Below are 21,190 nucleotides of genomic sequence, written 5' to 3' on the forward strand. Positions count from 1 at the left end.
GAGTTTCGATGCACCCTTATCGTTCCCACACCTGCGGCGCGCTTTCGCATGGTGACGTCGGCTCCGCCGTTCGCCTTTCGGGCTGGGTGCATCGCAAGCGCGACCACGGCGGCGTGCTGTTCGTCGACCTGCGCGACCATTACGGCATCACCCAGATCGTGGCCGACAGCGACAGCCCGGCGCTGCCGATCCTTGAAGCGCTGCGCGTGGAAAGCGTCGTGACCATCGAGGGCAACGTCAAGGCCCGCAGCGCCGGCACGATCAACGCCAACCTCTCCACCGGCGAGATCGAAGTCTACGCCCGGGTCGCCACGGTGCTTTCGGCGGCCGAGGAGCTGCCGATGCCGGTGGCCGGCGAGCAGGAATATCCCGAGGACATCCGCCTCAAGTTCCGCTTCCTCGACCTGCGCCGCGAGACGCTGCACGGCAACATCGTGAAGCGCACCAAGATCATCTCGGACATGCGCCGCCGCATGGAAGGCGCGGGCTTCACCGAATATTCCACGCCGATCCTGACGGCATCCAGCCCTGAGGGCGCGCGCGACTTCCTGGTGCCCAGCCGCATTCATCCGGGCAAGTTCTATGCGCTGCCGCAGGCGCCGCAGCAGTACAAGCAGCTGCTGATGGTGGCGGGCTTCGACCGCTATTTCCAGATCGCGCCGTGCTTCCGCGACGAAGATCCGCGCGCCGACCGCCTGCCGGGCGAATTCTACCAGCTCGACCTGGAGATGAGCTTCGTTACCCAGGAAGAGATCTGGGAAACGATGGAGCCGGTGATCGGCGGCGTGTTCGAGAGCTTCGCCGAAGGGCGCCACGTGACCCCGACGGGCAGCTTCCCGCGCATCCCCTATGACGAGGCGATGCTGAAGTACGGTTCGGACAAGCCGGACCTGCGCAACCCGCTGATCATTTCCGACGTTTCGGAGCACTTCGTCCAGTCGGGCTTCGGCCTGTTCGAAAAGATCGTCGGCACCGGCGGAAAGGTCCGCGCGATTCCCGCGCCAGGCACCGCCGAGAAGAGCCGCAAGTTCTTCGACGAGATGAACGACTGGGCGCGCGCGGAGGGTCATGCCGGTCTTGGCTATGTCACCCGCAAGGGCGGCGAGTTCGGCGGGCCGATCGCCAAGAATCACGGCGCCGAGGGCATGGAGAAGCTCTATGCCCAGCTCGGCCTTGGCCCCGATGACGGTCTGTTTTTTGCCGCGGGCAAGGAAGAACAGGCGTCGAAGCTGGCCGGCGCGGCGCGCACCCGCGTTGCCGAGCAGCTCGGCCTGATCGACAAGGACCGCTTCGAGCTGTGCTGGATCGTCGATTTCCCGTTCTATGAATGGGATGAGGACAACAAGAAGGTCGAGTTCGCGCACAACCCGTTCTCGATGCCGCAAGGCGGGATGGACGCGCTGAACGGGCAGGACCCGCTGACGATCAAGGCGTTCCAGTACGACCTCGTCTGCAACGGCTATGAAATCGCCAGCGGCTCGATCCGTAACCAGTCGCCCGACCTGATGGTCAAGGCGTTCGAGATGGTCGGCCTGTCCAAGGAGGACGTGGAAGAGCGTTTCGGCGGCCTTTACCGCGCGTTCCAGTACGGTGCGCCGCCGCACGGCGGGATGGCCGCGGGCGTCGACCGGGTGGTGATGCTGCTGTGCGGCGTGCAGAACCTGCGCGAGATTTCGCTGTTCCCGATGAACCAGCGCGCCGAAGACCTGTTGATGGGCGCGCCTTCGCCGGCGGCGCTCAAGCAGCTGCGCGAACTCCATGTTCGCGTGGTCGAGCCGGCCAAGGGGTGAGACGCGGCTTGTGGGGAGCCGCAGCCTCCCACTTGCCAGCGTGCCATCCGGCCATTAGGGCGAATGCCTGACAGAGATACCAACACAGTTCCTCAAAGGGGCATACTAATGAGCGATACCGCCGACCGCGTTAAGAAGATCGTCGTCGAGCATCTGGGCGTCGAGGCCGAGAAGGTCACCGAAGACGCCAGCTTCATCGACGACCTGGGCGCCGACTCGCTCGACATCGTCGAGCTGGTGATGGCTTTCGAAGAAGAGTTCGGTGTCGAGATTCCGGACGATGCGGCCGAGAAGATCGCGACCGTTTCGGACGCCATCAAGTACATTGACGAAAACAAGGGCTGATCGCCCCCCATTCCCCTAAGCCCTGAGCTTGCCAGAAGCCTGTCCTGAGCGGCCGGCTTGCCAGCCAGCCCAAGGAGCCGCCGCCCGCGTGGTCCGGCAGGGGAGGACTTTGGCAGGCTCAGCCCTTCGCACGGGGGCTGGGCCTGTTTGCTTATTACCCGGAGAATTAGATGCGTCGTGTCGTCGTAACCGGACTTGGTCTCGTCACCCCGCTGGGCGCGGACGTCGAAACCGTGTGGAGCAACCTGATCGCCGGCAAGAGCGGCGCCGGGCCGATCACCAAGTTCGACGCCAGCGACCAGAAATGCCGCATCGCCTGCGAGGTGAAGCCGGCCGACCATGAATACGGCTTCGATGCCGGCAAGCGCGTGGACCACAAGATCCAGCGCCAGGTCGATCCTTTCATCGTCTTCGGCATCGACGCCGCAGGGCAGGCTATCGAGGACGCCGGTCTTGCCGATATGGACGATGACCTGAAGATGCGCACCGGCTGCTCGATCGGCTCGGGCATCGGCGGGTTGCCGGGCATCGAAAGCGAATCGATCGTCCTGCACGAAAAGGGACCGGGCCGCGTTTCGCCGCACTTCGTCCACGGTCGCCTGATCAACCTGATCTCGGGTCAGGTCTCGATCAAGTACGGCCTGATGGGGCCGAACCACGCGGTCGTCACTGCCTGCTCCACCGGCGCGCACTCGATTGGCGATGCCGCGCGCATGATCAAGGACGGCGATGCCGACGTGATGCTGGCGGGCGGTGCGGAAAGCACGATCAACCCGCTGGGCGTGGCCGGCTTCGCGCAGGCCCGCGCGCTGAACTGCAGCTACAACGACCGCCCCGAACAGGCCAGCCGCCCTTATGACAAGGATCGCGACGGCTTCGTCATGGGCGAGGGCGCGGGTGTCGTCGTGCTGGAAGAGTACGAGCACGCGAAGGCCCGCGGCGCCAAGATCTATGCCGAAGTGGTGGGCTACGGCCTGTCGGGCGACGCCTATCACGTCACTGCGCCGCATCCGGAGGGCAAGGGCGCCGAACTCGCCATGCGGATGGCGCTGCGCAAGGCCGGCATGGAACCGGGCGACATTGACTATGTCAACGCGCACGGCACCTCCACCATGGCGGACACGATCGAACTGGCCGCGGTCAAGCGCGTGCTGGGCGACGACCTTGGCGGTGCATCGATGAGCAGCACCAAGTCGGCCATCGGGCACCTGCTCGGCGGCGCGGGCGCGGTCGAGGCGATCTTCTGCATCCTCGCGATCCGCGACCAGATCGTGCCGCCCACGCTCAACCTCGACAATCCCGACGAAGGGACCGAAGGGGTTGATCTGGTGCCGCACGTGGCGAAGAAGCGCACGGTGCGCGCCGCGCTGAACAATTCGTTCGGCTTCGGCGGGACCAACGCCAGCGTCATCCTCAAGGCCATCTGACGTCCGCAGGCGGGCGAGAAAAAGGACGCGTACGATGAAGCGCCCCGGCAGGCTCACGATTCTTGGCCTTGCCGCGGCGCTTGTCGTGGGCGGCTGGCTCGTTCATTTCCTCTATGGCTGGTACGGCGCCGGCCCGTTGACGAAGGACGTGTCGTTCCTCGTGCCGCAGGGCGCCTCGCTTGGCAGCATTGCGCCAGAGCTTGAGAAGGAAGGCGTGGTCGCTTCGGCCAGCACCTTCCGCGCGCGCGCCAAGCTGCTGGGCGGCGGCGAGCCGATCAAGGCGGGCGAATTCACCATCCCGGCGGGCGCGAGCGGTTCTGACGTCCTGCGTATCCTGCAGGGCGCCGAAGGCGTGACGCGCCGGCTGGTGACGGTGCCCGAGGGAATGCCCTCGATCCTCGTCCATGAACGCCTGATGGCCCAGCCGCTGCTGACCGGGACCGTGCCGGTGCCGGTGGAAGGGACCGTGCTGCCCGACAGCTACGATTTCCAGCGCGGGGAAAGCCGCGCATCGGTTCTGGCGCGGATGCAGAAGGCGATGGACCGCACGCTGGCCGAACTGTGGGCCAAGCGCAGCAAGGACACCGTCGCCAAGACGCCGCAGGAAGCGCTGATCCTCGCCTCGATCGTCGAGAAGGAAACGGGCAAGCCCTCCGAACGCAAGATGGTGGCGGGGCTCTATTCCAACCGGCTGCGTCAGGGGATGCTGCTTCAGGCCGATCCGACGATCATCTACCCGATCACCAGGGGCAAGCCGCTGGGTCGCCGCATCCGGCAGTCGGAAATCCAGGCGGTCAACGACTACAACACCTACAGCATGACCGGGCTGCCCAAGGGGCCGATCACCAATCCCGGTCGCGATTCGATCGAGGCGGTGCTGAATCCGGCGCAGACCAACGCGCTCTACATGGTCGCGGATGGCACGGGCGGGCACGTGTTTGCCGATACGCTGGAGCAGCACAACGCCAACGTGGCCAAGTGGTTTGCGTTGCGGCGCGCGCGGGGCGACCTGTAAACGGAGGCTTTCCGCTTTCCGCTTTCCGCCTTCCGCTTGCCCGCTTCAGAACGTCTTGGCCTGATTTCTGGGACGGCCGCGCACGGCGGTGCCGTCGGACACCCACCGGCCGGGCGCCACTTCCACTGCATCTGGCAGGTGATTGTGCCCCAGCACGGCCGCCAGCGACATGCCTCGGGGCGATTCGCCCGGTAGCCGGTCGGCGCGGGCCAGCATTTCCTCGGCGATGGCCGGCGTCATGATGCCATAGGGCGTGTGCAGGACCGGGGTGATCGCGGCGAGATAGCGGCGAGCCTGTGCGGCGTTCACCTCCACCGCTAGCACGGTGTTGCCGAAAAAGCCGTTATCTCCACTGGTCGATTCGGGTGCGGGCGTGCCTCCGCCGGCGATGTCGCTGGACGGCGACCATGCGGCTGGTGCCGGCAAGGAACCGGACAGGCCGTTGTCGGTGATCGATACTGTGCTGGCGGTGCTCGCCTGCGAGGGAGCGACCCGGCCGGTACCGAAGTCCGGGATCGGCGACGGCTTCAGCGCGGCGGCGAACGGACGGGTGAGCACGGCGGTCAGGAAACCAGCTGGCACGGAGACGCGCGGCGCACCCACGGCCCATGGGCCGGTCTGTGCGGAGGGCGCGGCGGGCACATAGTCCCACGCGCTCGTGATGCCCGCTGCGCTGTCCTGTGCCTTGGCGGCAAGCGGCAGCAGCGCGGCGAGCGCGGCGGCGCAGGAGGTCGTGAACGATGAAAGCGCGGTGCTGCGCGGCATGGCCAGGGGTCCGTTCGGGAGCTGTCGATGTTGCGGGGGTAGGCCGCGGGAGGCTGCGCAATCGCCAAGCTGGGCCTCCGTCAGAACCACGACAAGCGGCGCGATTTTCGGTAATCATGCCGCGCCGGAGCGAATGCGCGCCGGCGGCGTTGTGCGGGGAAACCGGCCCGACTCGAAAGGAAGCGCCCATGATCGACAAGCAGATTCCCGACGTCACCCTGAAGACCCGCGTGCGCGACGAGAGCATCGGCGGGGCCAATCCGTTCCGCTGGCAGGACCTGAAAGTGCGCGAGGCCTTTGCCGGCAAGCGCATCGTGCTGTTCTCGCTGCCCGGCGCCTTCACGCCCACGTGCAGCAACGAGCAGTGCCCGGCCTACGAACGGCTTTATGACGACTTGCGCGCGGCGGGCGCGGACGAGGTCTATTGCCTGTCCGTCAACGATGCCTTCGTCATGTACCAGTGGGGCAAGCACCTCGGCCTCGACAAGGTGAAGCTCCTGCCCGACGGCTCGGGCCATTTCAGCCGGCGCATGGGGATGCTGATCGACAAGGACCACCTGGGCTTCGGGATGCGCAGCTGGCGCTATGCCGCAGTGATCGAGGACAATGCCGTGACCCACTGGTTCGAGGAGCCGGGCATCAACGACGAGGGTTCTGACAGCGATCCTTACGGCGAAAGCAGCCCTGAAAAGGTGCTCGCGGCGCTGCGTTCGGCCTGATGCGCGTGGTGGACCGGGAGGCGGACGAGGCGGAGTCGCTTGCGGCGGCGGGCGCGCGCGCGCCGTTGATCGTGACGGCCACCCTGCCGCCCCCGGTCCACGCCTGGGCCGACGCCCTGCGCCGCGCGCATTTCCCGCCCGAGCGCAACGTGCTTTCGGCGCACGTCACGCTGTTCCACGCGCTGCCGCCGTTCGCGCAGGACGAGGCAAAGGCGGTGCTGGCCGACCTTGCCAAGCGTACCGCGCCGGTTGCGGCACGGCTGGAACGGGTGATGGACCTTGGCCGGGGCACCGCGTTCGCCATCTCCAGCCCGGATCTGCTGGTGGTGCGGGCGGAGATCGCCGAGCGGTTTCACGGCTTGCTGACCCAGCAGGACCAGCAGAAGCCGCGCCTGCACGTGACGGTGCAGAACAAGGTGACGACCGCCGAGGCCCGCACGCTCCAGCGCGAACTGGCCGAAGTGTTCATCCCCCGCGACTTTGCATTCGCCGGACTGGAACTGCACTTCTATCGCGGCGGGCCGTGGGAAGCGGCCGGACGCTGGGCGTTCCGCGGCAAGGCCCGCTGAACGCCTGCATTCTGCAGCGTCCTTCGTCGGCGTGGCAGTCGATCTCGTCGTGCATAAAATGGTTATTTAACAAATACCTGGCGATGCTCTATCCAAAATATCTGCGGATATAACCCATATTTCTGCCGTCGATATGCCTAGGTTGCCATTGTCTGCGGCTGCCTTCCTGCGATGGTTCGGGATGGTATTCAAGCGTGAACAGGGCGATTTATTAGCTTTATCGCTCCCGGATGTCGTCCGATTTGACCGATGATGAAATCACGTCTCGAAAATAAAATGATAGTAATTATCAAGAACGGTGGAAATTTAATTCTTCGGTGAACATCGGTCGGTCCCGTTGGGTCGTCCGATCCATCAACGGAAGAAAGCATGGCGGTTCAGGATAGACTTGCGGCTGAAAGCGACGCGCGCGTTCGCCACCTGCGCACCGCTGCGGAGCTGCTGCCCAGCCCGGACTCGGGCGATTTCGCCGACCTTTTCGAGCGCTTTGCCGATGCCCGCGTGATCCTGCTGGGCGAAGCCACGCATGGCACGCACGAATTCTATGCCGCGCGCGCCGCGATCACCCGCCGGCTGATCGAACGCCACGGGTTCAATATCGTGGCAGTCGAGGGGGATTGGCCAGACATTGCCCGCATCGACGATTACGTGCGCCACAATGCCGCGCGCCCGCATCGCGGTGACGCATTTGCGCGCTTTCCCACCTGGATGTGGCGCAACGTGGAAGTGCTGGGCTTTGCCGACTGGCTACGGGCGCACAACGCGGCGCTGCCGGAGGATGAGCGGGCGAGCCTGCGCGGGCTCGATGTCTACAGCCTTGGGCAATCGATCCATGCGGTGCTGGCCTATCTCGGCGATCACGCGCCGGATGCGGCGGAGGAGGCGCGCCGCCGTTATGGCTGTCTGCTGCCGTGGCAGGACGAGCCGCAGCACTATGGCCGTGCGGTGGAACACGGCCAGCTGGCCGGTTGCGAGGATGCGGTGGTTGCCCAGCTTGGCGACCTTCTGCGGCGGCGGATGCAACTGATCCGCGAGGATGGCGATGCCTATTTCGATGCGGAGCAGAACGCCCGGATCGTCCGTGCCGCCGAAAGTTACTACCGCGCCATGTACCGGGGATCGATCGCGAGCTGGAACCTGCGCGACCGGCACATGTTCGACACGCTGCAGCGACTGATGGCGCACAGGGCTGATGCGCGTGCGGTGGTCTGGGCGCACAATTCGCACATCGGCAATGCCTCTGCCACCGCGATGGGCTGGAACGGCGAGTTCAACGTCGGTGAACTCGTCCGTGCCGCCTACGGGGATGAGGCGGTGCTGATCGGTTTCGGGACCGACAGGGGGACCGTGGCCGCGGCCTCCGACTGGGGGGCCCAGATGCAGGTCATGCAGGTCAGGCCGGCGCGTGATGACAGCTGGGAAGGGGCATTCCGCCAGACCGGCTTCGCACGCAGCCTCACCGACCGGAGGAGCGGGCGCCCCGAACTCGCCCAAGCTCTTGCAGGGCCCTTGCTCGAACGGGCGATCGGCGTGGTCTACCGGCCGCAGACGGAGTTCGCGAGCCACTATTTCGAAGCGTCCCTGGCGGATCAGTTCGATGCCTATGTCTGGTTCGAAGAGACGCGGGCGGTCACCCCACTGGGCGCCGAACGCCCGCATGGCGTGCCCGAGACATGGCCGTTCGGACTATGAACGCGGGGCAGGGCTTTGCGGAGCCGCATGAACTGTGGCTGGAAGGGGCGCCGGCGCTGGCCGCCATCCTGGCCGTTCCCGCAGGGGCGAAAGGCATCGTCATCTTCGCCCATGGCAGCGGCAGCGGGCGATGGAGCCCGCGCAACAATCATGTGGCCGGCGAACTGCGCAAGTCAGGGCTGGCCACGCTGCTGCTCGATCTGCTGACGCCGGATGAAGAGGCGGACCGGCGCAACGTCTTCGATATCGACCTGCTGGCCCGGCGGCTGAAACGGGCGGTGGATTGGGCGGCGCATCGCCCAGAGACCGCCGGGCTGCGGCCCTGCTATTTCGGGGCCAGCACGGGCGGCGGCGCAGCATTGCGCGCGGCTGCATCCGATCTGCGCATCGCCGCAGTGGTCTCGCGTGGGGGGAGGCCCGATCTGGCCGGGGAACAGGCGCTTGGCGCGGTGGCTGCGCCCACCCTGCTGATCGTCGGCGGACGTGACGAGCAGGTGATCGACCTGAACGAGTCAGCATTCAATGCCATGCACTGCCGGCGCGAACTGGTGATCGTGCCCGGAGCCGGGCACCTGTTCGAGGAGCCGGGAACGCTTGACCAGGTGGTGAAGCTCGCGCGGGACTGGTTCCTGACCCATCTGGAGGGTCCGTCATGAATGGTGACTATGGCCGGTTCGCCGATCGCAGGGCGGCGGGCAGGGCGCTTGCTGTAGCGGTGAAGGCTGCGGCGCCGGTGGACCCGGTGGTGCTGGGGCTGCCGCGCGGCGGAGTTCCGGTCGCCTTTGAAGTCGCGCGGGCGCTCGTGGCACCGCTCGATATCCTGCTGGTGCGGAAAATCGGGGCCCCGGGGCATGAGGAGTACGGGATCGGCGCGCTCGTCGATGGCGCTTCGCCGCAAGTGGTGATCGACGAAGGCGCCGCGCGACTTGTCGGCGCGGACCAGGCCTATATCGACCGCGAAGTGACCCGGCAGCTGGCGGAAATAGAACGCCGGCGCGCCATCTATCGCACTGGAGCGCCCCAGCCGCTCGCGGGGCGGACGGTCATCGTGGTCGACGACGGGATTGCCACCGGAGGCACCGTCCGCGCCGCGCTGAAGGCGCTGGCCCGGGTGGACGCCGCGCGTGTCGTGCTGGCGGTGCCGCTTGCGCCGGCCGAGGTGCTGCCCGACCTGCGCCCGCTTTGCGACGAGGTGATCTGCCTGATGGTGCCCGAGCCTTTCCGCGCGGTCGGCATGCACTACGCTGATTTTACCCAGACCACCGACGCGGAAGTGATCGACCTTCTGGCCAAGGCGACCGAGTGGGCCGGACAGGGCAGCCCTTGAAGATCGCGGCGGTTCACAGCTTGCCGCCTTCGTGCAGCGAATCGGCAAGCAGCGAAAAACGGGCTGCCTGGGCATGGCAGGACCAGGATTGTCGCCGAGCCATAGCCAACGCATGAGCTCGTGCGAGCAGCCCGGGGCGCCGCGCGGCATCACCCGGCTCCGCAAGGCATTCGGCGCAGGCGCTTGAAGCGGTTCGCGAACCGTGTGCTCAAACGATCAAAGCTGGGGATTTTGGTAGCGGAGGAGGCGCTATAACTTTCGTCTCAGGCAATTTCAGAGCGTCTCCAACTACCCTGTAATATCAGCGATTTATCTTGTAACGTGTTCGCGGTCGGTCGCCCTGAATCGCCTGAATTCCCGCTGAAATGTGGGAACGATTGTGGGACCAAATACCCCTGATTTTGGCGGTATGAATCCCTGACAGGGACTCGAACCTGATGGCGCTGACAGTGTTGAAAGTGAAGAATGCGAAGCCCGGTCGCCATGTCGATGGGAGGGGCTTGTGCCTGGTCGTGAAGCCCAGCGGCGCGCGCACCTGGGTGCTGCGCATGCAGTTGAAAGGCCAACGCCGCGACTACGGGCTTGGATCGGCGCATGATGTCTCGCTGGCCGATGCCAGAACAGCGGCGGCGGAATTGCGCCGCCGGGTTCGTGACGGTTTCGATCCTGTTGCCGAGCGACGCAAGGCCCGGAAGATCATTCCGACCTTCGAAGCCGCAACCCGCACCTGCCATGAAACCCTGGGTGACGGCTGGAAGGACGGACATCATGCCCGCTGGCTGTCCGGTTTCGAGCGCCACCTCTTTCCGCGCATCGGCAAGAAGCCGGTTGATAAGGTGGACAGCGCCTGCGTCGTCGAGGCCCTGTCCCCGATATGGCTGGAGATACCGGAAACAGCGCGGCGCTTGCTCCAGCGCATCGGCGTGGTGCTCGATTTTGCGCATGTGAAAGGCTGGGTGCCGGAAGAGGTCTCGTTGCGTTCGGTGCGCAAAGGCCTGCCGCGTCAGAACGACAAGCGGGGGCACATGGAGGCTATGCCCTATTCCGATGTCCCGGCGCTTATGCAGAAGCTGGCCGCCGCCTCCCCAACAACCGGGCGCGACGCCCTGCGCTTCACGATCTACAACGCCGTACGATCCAACGAGACGCGCCTTGCGGCATGGTCCGAATTCGACCTCGAAAATGCGGTATGGACCATTCCCGCCGAGCGGATGAAAGCAGGCGAAACCCATGTCGTGCCGCTTTCGGCACCGGTTGTTGCACTGCTACGCAAGCGCTGGAATGAACGGACCAGCGATACTGGGCTGGTCTTTTCCAATGATGGCAAGAAGCCGATCAGCGACATGACCATGACCAAACTGCTGCGCGACGATGGTTTCGCTACCGTCACTGTGCACGGCTTTCGTTCGACCTTCACGGACTGGGCCGCTGAATGCACGGACTTTCCCAAGGAGGTCGCTGACAAGGCGTTGGCCCACAAACTGCCTAACAAGGTCGAAGCCGCCTACCGTCGAACCGATTTCTTCGAGAAGCGCCGGAGCCTGATGAAGCAATGGGCGGATTATCTGGGCACTATCGCCCCGGCGGCGAATGCGGCGGCAGCCGAGCCTATTCCGGCCCGCGCTGCCGCATGACCAGTTCGTGCAGACTGGCAGTCATGATGCGGGTCGACTTGCCAAGCTTGATGGCCTCGATCTCGCCCGACGCAATCAATTCGTACAGCTTGGTGCGACCGACGCCGATCATGCGCGCAGCGTCATTGACCTTCACGCAGATCGGCTCGACCGGAGGCGGCGCTTTCACTGCGCCGCGCCGTCGTTTCGATATGCCACGGGATCATCGATCCAGCGATTGATGGCGGATTCCCTCCAGCCCACGCCATGGATGCTGATCTTCACCTGGGGCGGAAAAGTCCCCTCATCGATCTTGCGATACATGGTGGAGCGGGACAGGCCGGTTCGGGCGAGGACGGTCTTCAGGCGGATGATCTTGTCGGTGTTGGACATGGGACTTGCTTCCATTCGTTGGCGTTTACTGGTTGCCCCTGACGCAAGAGTTCATCGTCGAAATGCCTGGTGCAAGGCGATTTTCAGCCCATCGGCCCGTCATCGCAAATGCGGATAGAATGACTGGAAGAAGGATAGGCACGGCTATGGACGGATAGAGAAGGTGGCGGACGCCAGCCTAGGCGTGCTCAGTGGGACAAAAATCTGACCATCTGTCCCGCTCCGAAGGCCCGCAACTCCAGCCATCGCCGTCAGCGGCGGAGATTTGCGCCACGACCGTCGGGGATTGCGCCCGAATCAGCCGGAAATGCGCAGCCTCTGCCCAAGGTCTGCCAATGAGCGAGAGCGCGAAGCCGCGCTTTGCCATTTGCACGCTTCGCGAACCCGAATTCCTGCACTCATTGGTTGCCGATAGCCCGCCACCTCCGCTACCTGTCAGGGACAAGGGGAATATGATTCAATGGCATCGCAAAGTAATACGGGCAGCGATCTTGGCTTCGAGGCCGATCTCTTCAAGGCGGCTGACAAGCTACGCGGCAATCTGGAGCCTTCGGAATACAAGCACGTTGCCCTTGGCCTGATCTTCCTCAAGTATATCTCCGAAGCGTTTGAACATCACCGCGCCAAGCTGATGCAGGAAGAGTTCGCCGATCCGGAGGATCCGGAGGAATATCTCGCCTCCAACGTGTTCTGGGTGCCTCAGGAAGCACGGTGGGAGCATTTGCAAGCCAATGCCAAGCGTCCGCAGATCACCTTCACCGATGTGACCACCGGCAAGGAGCGCGTGGGCGACATCGGAAACCTGATCGACAATGCGATGGACTCCATTGAGCGCGCCAACGCCGCCGTGCTCAAGGATGTTTTACCCAAGGAATATGGCCGCCCGCAGCTCGATAAGACGATGCTGGGCGAGCTGATCGACCTGTTTTCCAAAGTCGGGATGCACAGCGCGGACGGCAAATCGAAAGACCTGCTGGGCCGCGCCTATGAGTATTTTATCAGCCAGTTTGCGGGTGCGGAAGGGCGGCGCGGCGGCGAGTTCTTCACACCGCGATCTGTGGTGCAGACCATCGTGGAGATGCTGGAGCCGCACAATGGGCGGGTTTATGATCCGGCCTGCGGGTCTGGCGGGATGTTCGTGCAGTCGGAACGGTTCATTGAAAACCATCAGGGCCGCCGCAGCGACATCGCGATCTATGGGCAGGAGCGCAACCACACCACGTGGAAGCTCTGCAAGATGAACCTGGCCGTGCGCGGCATCGATGCGGACATCAAGTGGAACAACGAAGGCTCGTTCCTGAACGATGCCTTCCCCACGCTGAAGTTCGACTATGCGATGGCCAACCCGCCCTTCAACATCTCGGACTGGTGGCAGCCCCAGCTTGAGGGCGATGTCCGCTGGAAGTACGGAACGCCGCCCGCAGGCAATGCCAACTTTGCCTGGCTTCAGCACATCATCCACCACCTGGCCCCGCGCGGCACGGCGGGCGTGGTGCTGGCCAACGGATCGATGTCATCCCAGCAATCGGGCGAAGGTGAAATCCGCAAGGCGATGATTGAGGGCGACGTGGTGGATTGCATGGTCGCACTGCCCGGGCAGCTTTTCTATTCCACGCAGATTCCGGCCTGCCTGTGGTTTCTGGCGCGAGACAAGAGCGCGAATGGTCACCGCGACCGGCGCGGCGAAATCCTGTTCATCGATGCCCGCAACCTTGGCCACATGGTGGACCGGACCCGACGTGAGTTCTCCGAAAGCGACATTGCCGCTATCACGGGCGCCTACCACCGCTGGCGGGCAAAGCCCGATGCGGGACTAGGCGAGTATCAGGATATTCCGGGCTTTTGCCGTTCAGCGACTTTGGATGAAGTGCGCAAGCACGGCCATGTTCTTACGCCGGGGCGTTATGTCGGGGCGGAAGATGCAGAGGATGACGGGCTGCCCTTTGCGGAGCGGCTTCAGGAATTGGTAGCCGAACTAAGTGGGCAGTTTGTGACCGCGCGACAACTCGAAAATGAAATCCGCACGTTGTTGGGGCGTGTAGTCTGATGCCTCCCTGGCCAGTTGTGTCAGTCAGCGAAATCGCCGCGCAAGCGCGTAACGCGCTTGTTGGCGGCCCCTTTGGCTCGAACCTTGTTTCGGCTGACTACGTGCCTGCGGGAGTCCCGGTCATTCGGGGTCAAAACATGGGAGGGCGATGGGTAGGCGGTGATTTCGCCTTTGTGAGTACAGGTAAAGCTGAGAATTTGTCGTCAAATATCGCACAACCGGATGATCTAATTTTTACACAGCGGGGGACGCTTGGGCAGGTCGCGCTTGTTCCATCTGCCCCATATGACAGATATATTATCTCGCAGAGCCAGATGAAGTTAACGGTAAATCGGGAAATTGCCTGTCCGATCTTCTACTACTATCTGTTCTCTTCAGAGGATCAGCAGGCCTACATTTTTAATAATGCCATTCAAACCGGAGTTCCCCACACGAATTTGGGAATTTTACGAAATACACCCGTTCCGTTGCCGCCGCTTTCAGTTCAACGGGAAATTGCCCAACTGCTCTCATCCCTTGACGACAAGATCGAACTCAACCGGCGGTTGAATGACACGCTGGAAGGGATTGCGCAGGCGATCTTTCGCGACTGGTTTGTCGATTTCGGTCCCACGCGCCGCAAGGCAGCTGGCGAGGCTGATCCGGTAGCAATCATGGGCGGCCTGACCCCAGACCCCGCCCGCGCCGCCCAGCTCGCCGCCCTCTTCCCCGCCGCCTTTGGCGACGATGGCTTGCCAGTGGGGTGGACTGAAACCGCAATCGGCGATCTTGTGAAGGCTCAAGGCGGATCGACGCCAAGCACGGGTGACGAGTCCCTTTGGGCACCGGCCAAGCACTATTGGGCAACGCCCAAAGATCTGTCGAACATGAACGACCTCGCGCTATTCAACACGGCGCGGCAAATCAGCGACGCGGGATTGGCCAAAATTACGTCCGGCCTGTTGCCAGTCGGCTCGGTGCTGCTGTCGTCGCGCGCGCCGATTGGGTATCTCGCTATTGCCCAGGTGCCAGTGGCCATCAATCAGGGCTTTATCGGCCTTGCCCCCACTGCCGAAGTGGGCAGCGCCTACCTCTATTGTTGGTGCAAAGCCAACATGGACAAGATCGTTGCCAACGCAAACGGCTCGACCTTTCAGGAAATCAGCAAGAAGAACTTCCGCCCGATCACGTCGCCCCTGCCAGCGGATCGGCGGCTGATTTCTGCGTTTGTAGATGTTGCCGAGCCGCTATTCGCCCGCCTGATCGCCGGGGCCAGCGAGAACCGCACGCTCGCCGAAACCCGCGACTATCTCCTACCCCGGTTGATGTCGGGCACAGTGCGTGTCGCGCCCAAGGTTGAAGCTGCCTGATGGCCGAACCCTATTTCCGCTCGCTCCCACTGTTCCCTACCTATGCCATTGGCGATGTGGGCATCGACGGGCTGGTCCCGGCCTGCCGGGTGGAAAGCTGGGAAGCCTTCATCGAGGCGATGCGCTCGCCCGATCACAACAAGGCCAAAGGGGAAATCGTCTATCGCGGCCAGGCCGGGCATGACTGGCACCTGTCTTCCACGCTGGCCCGCCTGTTCGATGGCGGGGCGGTGCCCGCCGATCATCAGGCCAATCTGCTCGCCCAGTTCCGGCTCGCCATGCGCGGGCGCGGCCTGGATGTCAGCAATCTGGACGAGCAGGAAATCTGGGCTTTTGGGCAGCATCACGGCCTCAGAACCCCGCTGATTGACTGGACCAAGTCCCCCTACGTTGCGCTGTTCTTCGCCTTCGATGAGCCGGATGCCGAAGGCGTGGACAATCCGTCCCGCGCCGTGTTCTGCCTCAACATGACCGCGATCCGCGCCGACGAGAGCCTGTCGGAGATCATCTTCGAACCCACGCACCACGAGAATGCCCGCTTGGTCAATCAGGCCGGGCTGTTTACGATCACGCCCAGCGGCAAAGACAATCTCGTTTCGGCCATCCTCAACGAGCTGGCCGAAAACGAGGTCATCAATCCCGACGATCCGATGGATGTGGCGCGCTACATCAGCAAAATCCATATTCCGAACGAGAACCGGGTCGAGTGCCTGAACACTCTTCGGAAAATGAACATCCATCACGCGAACCTGTTTCCCGATCCGGGCGGCGCATCGAAATACTGCAACGATTGGCTTGCCCGTCTGATCGAAGAGGAGCGGCGCGACGCGGCAGAAGCCAAGGCGATTGAGGATGCGGCGGACAGGGCATTGGCAGAGCCCGATCCGACGCCCCAGACAGTCGAGGCGGTTTCCGCAGAGGCCATCGCCAAGCTGCTGCGGAACACGGTGCGCAATGATAGCGAATACCCGCCAGAGATGCTCGCCGGTTGGGCAACAAAGCTCATCTCGCTGTATGAACGAACGGCGGAAACCGACTGGCCCACACGCCCCTCGTCCGAACTCCGGCTGAAGCTGGAATTCCGCAAATTCCTCATGAGCAACAGCGTTAATCGCGCCGTTGCCGAAACTGGCGCACGGCGCTTGATCGAGTTCTTCAAGGCAAATTGGCGCGCAACGCATGCGTCGTAAGCCGTCTCGCCTTCAGATTTGGCGGAACCGGCTGGTTACGTCGCGCGCTGCCGGGAATTGGCGGAGCTTCTGGAACGAGACCAATTTCCCGATAGCGATTGGCCTGTTCATCGTCTGTGCCGCCATCACTTATGTCTGGTGGCGACTGGCCCCCCAGGACCCCAGCAACCTTTGGCCCGAAATGGGCGGAATGACGCTGGATGTGTTCTTCATCCTGATCGTGTTCGCACTGTTCGAACACCGCCGTAACAAGCGCCAGGATATTGCCCGCCAGCGTGAAGTGATCGATGACTACAAGCGCTGGGATCACCCAGAGGCGCATTTGCGCATTGCAGGTGCTATCCGCCGCCTCAATCGCCTCGGTGTTTTTGCGCTGGACATGGCTGGCGCACGGCTGAGCAAGTTCGATTTTGCCGAACAGGGCATCGAGAAAATCGATGGATCAACTTTCTTCAATGGCCAGTGGGGTGAACGGTTCGGCGATAGCACCGTGCATTTGGTTAAAGTTGATTTCGACCGAGTCAGCTGCCGGAACGTCACCTTTTCGCCATACAATCCATTTGGCGGATTTGGCCTTTCTGGTTCGAATTATGCTCGATTCGTGGACTGCTCGTTCAATGAAGCAGACTTGAGCCAATCCCTTTTCAATGGTGCGGAATTGACTTGGTCCGAACCGCCCCCAGAGGAAAATGGGTATGCTGAAGATATGGGGGACGGCCAATGGTGCTGGGATCAGACGCATTATGGCCCGTTTTACAATGCCGATCTGCAACAGACCTCATTCAAAGATTGCTGGTTTAAGAACGCAGATTTCCGTAACGCAGATAATATATTAGAAGCTGACTTCACTGGCGCAAAAGGCCTGGAGGACGCTTTCTTTGATAATGACGAAATCAGGGCGGCGATCCTGGCACAAGCGGCGGGTGGCCCAGCGGCATGAAGGTTCTTTTTCTTGACGAGTCCGGTGATCACAATTTGACTGTGATCGATCCGCTTTATCCGGTGTTCGTGCTGGGCGGCGTAATCATGGATCGGGACTATGCGCGCATCGAAGTTGCGGCAGCGCTCGACAAGTTCAAGTTGGCGATGTTCGGCACCACGGACATCGTGCTGCACACGGCGGACATCGCACGCAACCGCGCCGGGTTTGAACGCCTGAAAGATGCGGGATTTCGGCAGGCATTTTACGCCGAGATCAATGCGCTGATGGCGCAGCTTGAATATCAGGTGGTCGCCTGCGTAGTGCACAAGGATGTCCATCTCCAGCGATACGGGCTGGCTGCCGTTGACCCCTACATGCTCAGCCTGGATATCCTGGTGGAGCGCTTCTGCCTTGATGTTGGTCCAGTCGCAGGCGGCGGCATAATCGTTGCCGAGAAGCGCGGCAGCACCTTGGACCGGGGCATTGAATTGGCATGGTTGAACCTGAAAATTCAGGGGACTCGGTTCATGCAGGCCGCTGACATCGAACGGCGCGTGAGGGGGCTGCATCTGCGTGACAAGAAAGAGAATATCGCCGGACTGCAACTCGCTGATCTGGTGGTATCGCCCATCGGTCGCCATGTTCTGGGCAAGCCCGACAAGGCGGATTGGACGATTGTAGAGAGCAAGCTGCGGCGCAGCGCGAGCGGCAGAACAGATGGTTTTGGATTGGTTGTCCTGCCCAAAAAAGCAGGGCCAGCCCCCGCTACGCAGTGACTGACCCATGAACTTTTATATACATAACTCCCTGGGGAAGTCAAGGAATGTTCCGATAATCGGAACTCCTGCCTACCCATATATCCTGATAAATCAATGGCTTGTGGCTGAATGACAATCACGGAAGATATTGTCGAACTGGCGGCCATTGAAACGCTGCAGGAACTGGGCTGGAGCTATCTCCACGGCTCGGTGATCGCGCCAGATGGTTCCGCGCCAGAGCGCCGTTCGTTTGGCGATGTTGTCCTGACCGGCAGGCTGGAAGCTGCCATCGCCCGGATCAACCCGGATGTGCCGGATGCCGCGCGCTCAGAAGCCCTGCGGCGGATTCTGACCGGCGAGTTGCCCGATCTGGTCGAGGAGAACCGTCGCATCCACAAGCTACTGACCGAGGGCGTCGATGTCGAATATCGCGCCGACAACGGAAAGACCGCCGCCACCAAAATCTGGTTGATCGACCTTGACCGCCCGGACGCCAATGACTGGCTGGCGGTCAACCAGTTTGTCGTAGTCCAGAACCGCGCCAATCGCCGCCCGGACCTGGTCCTGTTCGTCAACGGCCTACCGCTTGCCGTGCTGGAGCTGAAGAACGCCGCCGCGCAGAACGCGACGATTGCTGACGCTTACAACCAGTTGCAGACCTATCAGCACCAGATCCCCGGACTGTTCAGCACCAACGCCGTTCTGGTGACATCGGACGGCATGGAAGCGCGCATCGGCTCCATCACCGCCAATGCCGAACGGTTCATGCCCTGGCGCACGGTAGACGGCGAGGACTTTGCCCACCGGGGCACGCCCGAGCTGGAGACCCTGCTACGCGGCGTGTTCACTCGCGCCAATCTGCTCGCTCTGATCCGCGATTTCATCGTTTTCGGCGACAAGGGCGAAGGCCCCTTCAAGATCATTGCCGGCTATCACCAGTTCCATGGCGCACAGAAAGCCGTGCGGCAGGCGGTTGAAGCATCGCGGCCCGATGGCGACCGCAAGATCGGCGTCATCTGGCACACCCAGGGTTCAGGCAAGAGCCTGTTGATGGCGTTCTTCGCTGGCCTAGCCGTGAAATCGCAGGCGCTGGAAAACCCGACGCTGGTCGTGCTGACCGACCGCAACGACCTGGACGATCAGCTTTACGGCACCTTTGGCCTGTGCCGCGACCTGATCCGCCAGAACCCGGAACAGGCAGACAGCCGCGCAGACCTCAAGCGGCTGCTCGACAAGGCGGCTGGCGGCGTGGTGTTCACCACCGTGCAGAAGTTCTCGCCAGAGAAGGGCGAAGAGAGTTTTCCGCTGCTGTCCGACCGGCGCAACATCATCGTCATCGCCGACGAAGCGCACCGCAGCCAGTATGGATTCGAGTCAAAGCTGAACCGGGAAACCGGCCTCAGGCGCTATGGCTATGCCCACTATATCCGGCAGGCCATGCCGAACGCGTCGTTCATCGGCTTTACCGGCACGCCGATTGAAGCCGCCGACATCAACACACCCGCGATTTTCGGCGAATATATCGACATCTACGACATCAGCCGCGCCGTGGAAGACGGGGCCACGGTGCCGATCTTCTACGAAAGCCGTCTCGCCAGGATCGAGCTGAACGACGATGAAAAGCCGCTGATCGACAGCGAGATCGAGGCGCTGGTCGAAGATCAATCGCTGACCGAAGCGGAAAAGCTGAAGGCGAAATGGTCCGCCGTTGAGGCGCTGGTCGGTTCGGAAAAGCGGCTGGCGCAGGTAGCGGAGGACATGGTTGCGCACCTGGAGGCGCGCATCGAGGCGATGAACGGCAAGGCGATGGCCGTTTGCATGAGCCGCCGCATCTGCGTTGCTCTCTACGAGCGGATCGTCGCCTTGCGGCCCGAGTGGCATTCGACCGATGATGCCGAGGGCGCGGTCAAGATCGTGATGACCGGATCGGCATCCGACCCGCTCGACTGGCAGCCGCATATCGGATCGAAGAAGCGCCGCGATGACCTCGCCAAGCGTGCCCGCAATCCCGATGATCCGCTTCGCCTGGTGATCGTCTGCGACATGTGGCTGACCGGCTTTGACGCGCCGTGCATGAACACCATGTACATCGACAAGCCGATGCGCGGGCACGGACTGATGCAGGCAATCGCCCGCGTGAACCGCGTGTTCAAGGACAAGCCCGGCGGGCTGGTGGTCGATTACATCGGCGTCGCACAGAACCTGCGCAACGCGCTCAGCCAGTACACCGATTCCGACCGCGACAAGACTGGCATCGACGAGTCCGCCGCCGTCGCGGCGATGATGGAACGGTACGAAAGCATCCGCGATCTGTTCCATGGTTTCGACTATCGCCCCGGCATCATAGGGCAGCCGCGCGAACGCCTTATCTGCCTTGGCGGTGCCATCGATTGGGTACTGAAGTGGCAGGAATCGCAGGCCGCACGGCAGAAGACCGACGAGGACAAGAAGCGCGCTCATCGTCGGTTCCTCGATATGGTTCTGGAATTGTCGAAGGCCTATGCCTTGGCTTCAGCCAGCGACGAAGCCCGCGCCATTAGGGACGAAGTCGGGTTCTTCCAGGCCATCCGGGCGGCACTCGCCAAGACCACTGCAACCGGCAAGATCAGCGAGAAGGACCGCGCCTTTGCCGTGCAGCAGCTCGTGGACCGGGCCGTTGCATCATCCGAGATCATCGACATCCTGAAAGTGGCCGGGCTTCAATCCCCGGACATCTCCATCCTGTCCGACGAATTCCTCATGGAAGTCGGCAAGATGGAGAAAAAGAACCTCGCGCTGGAAGCCCTGAAGAAGCTTCTCAACGGTGAAATCGTCAGCCGTTCCAGGACTAATCTGGTCGAGAGCAAGGCATTCTCGAACCGGCTGGAGGAAGCCGTCGCCCGCTATCACGCCGGGGCCATTTCTGCGGTGGAGATGATCCAGGAGCTGATCGAACTCGCCAAGGACATGAAAGCCGCCCGCGCACGTGGCGAGGATATGGGCCTCAGTCAGGAAGAAGTCGCGTTCTACATGGCCCTCGCGGAAAACGAGAGCGCGGTTGAAGCCATGGGCAACGAGAAGCTGCGCGTCATTGCCCATGAGCTGCTGGAGCAGTTGCGCAGCAACGTGACCGTCGATTGGCATCAGCGGGAAAGCGCCCGTGCCCGCATGCGCGTTTTGGTGAAGCGCATCCTCAAAAAATACGGCTATCCGCCAGACCTGGCTGACGAGGCGGTTCAGACCGTTCTGGCGCAGGCGGAAATCCTGCTGCGGGAAATCGGGAACTGAAC

19 protein-coding genes are annotated in these 21,190 nt (G+C 62.7%); 16 read left to right on the forward strand and 3 right to left on the reverse strand.

The window, feature by feature from the left end; genetic code table 11:
* The first annotated feature begins 8 nt into the window (after window positions 1-8).
* The 4 genes from aspS (at window position 9) to mltG (ending at window position 4,577) form a co-directional block, all read left to right on the forward strand.
* A complete protein-coding gene (aspS, locus tag OLX02_RS08470; RefSeq protein ID WP_264421916.1) occupies window positions 9-1,790 on the forward strand; it encodes an aspartate--tRNA ligase in 1,782 nt (593 codons plus the stop codon).
* Window positions 1,791-1,898: 108 nt separating this feature from the next.
* Complete coding sequence (locus tag OLX02_RS08475) at window positions 1,899-2,135, forward strand: acyl carrier protein (protein WP_169492034.1); 237 nt, start codon at window positions 1,899-1,901, stop codon at window positions 2,133-2,135.
* A gap of 170 nt (window positions 2,136-2,305) precedes the next feature.
* A complete protein-coding gene (fabF, locus tag OLX02_RS08480) occupies window positions 2,306-3,562 on the forward strand; it encodes a beta-ketoacyl-ACP synthase II (RefSeq protein WP_264421918.1) in 1,257 nt (418 codons plus the stop codon).
* A 34-nt stretch (window positions 3,563-3,596) separates the two neighbouring features.
* Window positions 3,597-4,577 (forward strand): endolytic transglycosylase MltG, encoded by a 981-nt coding sequence (gene mltG / locus OLX02_RS08485; RefSeq protein WP_264421920.1) that lies wholly within the window; start codon window positions 3,597-3,599, stop codon window positions 4,575-4,577.
* A gap of 45 nt (window positions 4,578-4,622) precedes the next feature.
* Here mltG and OLX02_RS08490 read toward each other — a convergent pair whose 3' ends face one another.
* Window positions 4,623-5,342, reverse strand: coding sequence for a hypothetical protein (locus OLX02_RS08490; RefSeq protein WP_264421921.1), 720 nt, complete (start codon window positions 5,340-5,342; stop codon window positions 4,623-4,625).
* Window positions 5,343-5,530: 188 nt separating this feature from the next.
* Here OLX02_RS08490 and OLX02_RS08495 point away from each other — a divergent pair, with 188 nt between their 5' ends.
* The 6 genes from OLX02_RS08495 to OLX02_RS08520 all read left to right on the forward strand — a co-directional run bounded on the left by OLX02_RS08495 (window position 5,531) and on the right by OLX02_RS08520 (window position 11,283).
* Window positions 5,531-6,061 carry a peroxiredoxin gene (locus tag OLX02_RS08495; protein WP_264421922.1) on the forward strand — a complete coding sequence of 177 codons (531 nt, stop codon included), beginning with the start codon at window positions 5,531-5,533 and terminating at the stop codon, window positions 6,059-6,061.
* Entirely contained in the window at window positions 6,061-6,630 is a 570-nt protein-coding gene (locus OLX02_RS08500) for a 2'-5' RNA ligase family protein (protein ID WP_264421923.1), read from the forward strand. Before OLX02_RS08495 ends, OLX02_RS08500 begins: the two co-directional genes overlap by 1 nt.
* A 369-nt stretch (window positions 6,631-6,999) precedes the next feature.
* Window positions 7,000-8,322, forward strand: a complete 1,323-nt coding sequence (locus OLX02_RS08505; protein WP_264421924.1) for an erythromycin esterase family protein — start codon at window positions 7,000-7,002, stop codon at window positions 8,320-8,322.
* The gene (locus tag OLX02_RS08510) at window positions 8,304-8,978 is read left to right on the forward strand and encodes a dienelactone hydrolase family protein (RefSeq protein ID WP_264421926.1); all 675 of its coding nucleotides are present in this window, start codon (window positions 8,304-8,306) and stop codon (window positions 8,976-8,978) included. Before OLX02_RS08505 ends, OLX02_RS08510 begins: the two co-directional genes overlap by 19 nt.
* Window positions 8,975-9,649 (forward strand): phosphoribosyltransferase, encoded by a 675-nt coding sequence (locus OLX02_RS08515; protein WP_264421928.1) that lies wholly within the window; start codon window positions 8,975-8,977, stop codon window positions 9,647-9,649. The genes OLX02_RS08510 and OLX02_RS08515 overlap by 4 nt, the downstream gene beginning before the upstream one ends.
* A gap of 437 nt (window positions 9,650-10,086) precedes the next feature.
* The gene (locus OLX02_RS08520) at window positions 10,087-11,283 is read left to right on the forward strand and encodes a tyrosine-type recombinase/integrase (RefSeq protein ID WP_264421930.1); all 1,197 of its coding nucleotides are present in this window, start codon (window positions 10,087-10,089) and stop codon (window positions 11,281-11,283) included.
* Here OLX02_RS08520 and OLX02_RS08525 read toward each other — a convergent pair.
* Together OLX02_RS08525 and OLX02_RS08530 are read right to left on the reverse strand one after the other, a co-directional pair.
* Window positions 11,258-11,452: a helix-turn-helix domain-containing protein gene (locus OLX02_RS08525; RefSeq protein WP_264421931.1), complete on the reverse strand. Its 195-nt coding sequence runs from the start codon at window positions 11,450-11,452 to the stop codon at window positions 11,258-11,260. The genes OLX02_RS08520 and OLX02_RS08525 overlap by 26 nt on opposite strands.
* A complete protein-coding gene (locus OLX02_RS08530; RefSeq protein ID WP_264421932.1) occupies window positions 11,449-11,655 on the reverse strand; it encodes a helix-turn-helix transcriptional regulator in 207 nt (68 codons plus the stop codon). Before OLX02_RS08530 ends, OLX02_RS08525 begins: the two co-directional genes overlap by 4 nt.
* Before the next feature lie 460 nt (window positions 11,656-12,115).
* Here OLX02_RS08530 and OLX02_RS08535 point away from each other — a divergent pair, with 460 nt between their 5' ends.
* The 6 genes from OLX02_RS08535 to OLX02_RS08560 all read left to right on the forward strand — a co-directional run bounded on the left by OLX02_RS08535 (window position 12,116) and on the right by OLX02_RS08560 (window position 21,188).
* Complete coding sequence (locus OLX02_RS08535; RefSeq protein ID WP_264421934.1) at window positions 12,116-13,702, forward strand: type I restriction-modification system subunit M; 1,587 nt, start codon at window positions 12,116-12,118, stop codon at window positions 13,700-13,702.
* A 137-nt stretch (window positions 13,703-13,839) separates the two neighbouring features.
* Complete coding sequence (locus OLX02_RS08540; RefSeq protein WP_264422079.1) at window positions 13,840-15,051, forward strand: restriction endonuclease subunit S; 1,212 nt, start codon at window positions 13,840-13,842, stop codon at window positions 15,049-15,051.
* Window positions 15,051-16,241: an FRG domain-containing protein gene (locus OLX02_RS08545; RefSeq protein WP_264421936.1), complete on the forward strand. Its 1,191-nt coding sequence runs from the start codon at window positions 15,051-15,053 to the stop codon at window positions 16,239-16,241. Before OLX02_RS08540 ends, OLX02_RS08545 begins: the two co-directional genes overlap by 1 nt.
* Window positions 16,231-17,181: a pentapeptide repeat-containing protein gene (locus tag OLX02_RS08550; protein ID WP_264421937.1), complete on the forward strand. Its 951-nt coding sequence runs from the start codon at window positions 16,231-16,233 to the stop codon at window positions 17,179-17,181. Before OLX02_RS08545 ends, OLX02_RS08550 begins: the two co-directional genes overlap by 11 nt.
* Complete coding sequence (locus OLX02_RS08555) at window positions 17,178-17,939, forward strand: DUF3800 domain-containing protein (RefSeq protein WP_264421938.1); 762 nt, start codon at window positions 17,178-17,180, stop codon at window positions 17,937-17,939. The genes OLX02_RS08550 and OLX02_RS08555 overlap by 4 nt, the downstream gene beginning before the upstream one ends.
* A gap of 111 nt (window positions 17,940-18,050) precedes the next feature.
* Complete coding sequence (locus OLX02_RS08560; protein WP_264421939.1) at window positions 18,051-21,188, forward strand: type I restriction endonuclease subunit R; 3,138 nt, start codon at window positions 18,051-18,053, stop codon at window positions 21,186-21,188.
* Window positions 21,189-21,190 lie beyond the last annotated feature (2 nt).

It is taken from the genome of Novosphingobium sp. KCTC 2891 (assembly GCF_025938155.1).
Classification (GTDB): domain Bacteria; phylum Pseudomonadota; class Alphaproteobacteria; order Sphingomonadales; family Sphingomonadaceae; genus Novosphingobium.

Coding starts and splice junctions, on each gene's coding strand:
- OLX02_RS08515 (WP_264421928.1), top strand. CDS start 8,975: ATGAATGGTGACTATGGCCGGTTCGCCGATCGCAGGGCGGCGGGCAGG.
- OLX02_RS08510 (WP_264421926.1), top strand. CDS start 8,304: ATGGCCGTTCGGACTATGAACGCGGGGCAGGGCTTTGCGGAGCCGCAT.
- OLX02_RS08560 (WP_264421939.1), top strand. CDS start 18,051: ATGACAATCACGGAAGATATTGTCGAACTGGCGGCCATTGAAACGCTG.
- fabF (WP_264421918.1), top strand. CDS start 2,306: ATGCGTCGTGTCGTCGTAACCGGACTTGGTCTCGTCACCCCGCTGGGC.
- OLX02_RS08555 (WP_264421938.1), top strand. CDS start 17,178: ATGAAGGTTCTTTTTCTTGACGAGTCCGGTGATCACAATTTGACTGTG.
- OLX02_RS08545 (WP_264421936.1), top strand. CDS start 15,051: ATGGCCGAACCCTATTTCCGCTCGCTCCCACTGTTCCCTACCTATGCC.
- OLX02_RS08535 (WP_264421934.1), top strand. CDS start 12,116: ATGGCATCGCAAAGTAATACGGGCAGCGATCTTGGCTTCGAGGCCGAT.
- OLX02_RS08550 (WP_264421937.1), top strand. CDS start 16,231: ATGCGTCGTAAGCCGTCTCGCCTTCAGATTTGGCGGAACCGGCTGGTT.
- OLX02_RS08490 (WP_264421921.1), bottom strand. CDS start 5,342: ATGCCGCGCAGCACCGCGCTTTCATCGTTCACGACCTCCTGCGCCGCC.
- OLX02_RS08530 (WP_264421932.1), bottom strand. CDS start 11,655: ATGTCCAACACCGACAAGATCATCCGCCTGAAGACCGTCCTCGCCCGA.
- OLX02_RS08540 (WP_264422079.1), top strand. CDS start 13,840: ATGGGAGGGCGATGGGTAGGCGGTGATTTCGCCTTTGTGAGTACAGGT.
- OLX02_RS08475 (WP_169492034.1), top strand. CDS start 1,899: ATGAGCGATACCGCCGACCGCGTTAAGAAGATCGTCGTCGAGCATCTG.
- OLX02_RS08495 (WP_264421922.1), top strand. CDS start 5,531: ATGATCGACAAGCAGATTCCCGACGTCACCCTGAAGACCCGCGTGCGC.
- OLX02_RS08505 (WP_264421924.1), top strand. CDS start 7,000: ATGGCGGTTCAGGATAGACTTGCGGCTGAAAGCGACGCGCGCGTTCGC.
- mltG (WP_264421920.1), top strand. CDS start 3,597: ATGAAGCGCCCCGGCAGGCTCACGATTCTTGGCCTTGCCGCGGCGCTT.
- OLX02_RS08520 (WP_264421930.1), top strand. CDS start 10,087: ATGGCGCTGACAGTGTTGAAAGTGAAGAATGCGAAGCCCGGTCGCCAT.
- OLX02_RS08500 (WP_264421923.1), top strand. CDS start 6,061: ATGCGCGTGGTGGACCGGGAGGCGGACGAGGCGGAGTCGCTTGCGGCG.
- aspS (WP_264421916.1), top strand. CDS start 9: ATGCACCCTTATCGTTCCCACACCTGCGGCGCGCTTTCGCATGGTGAC.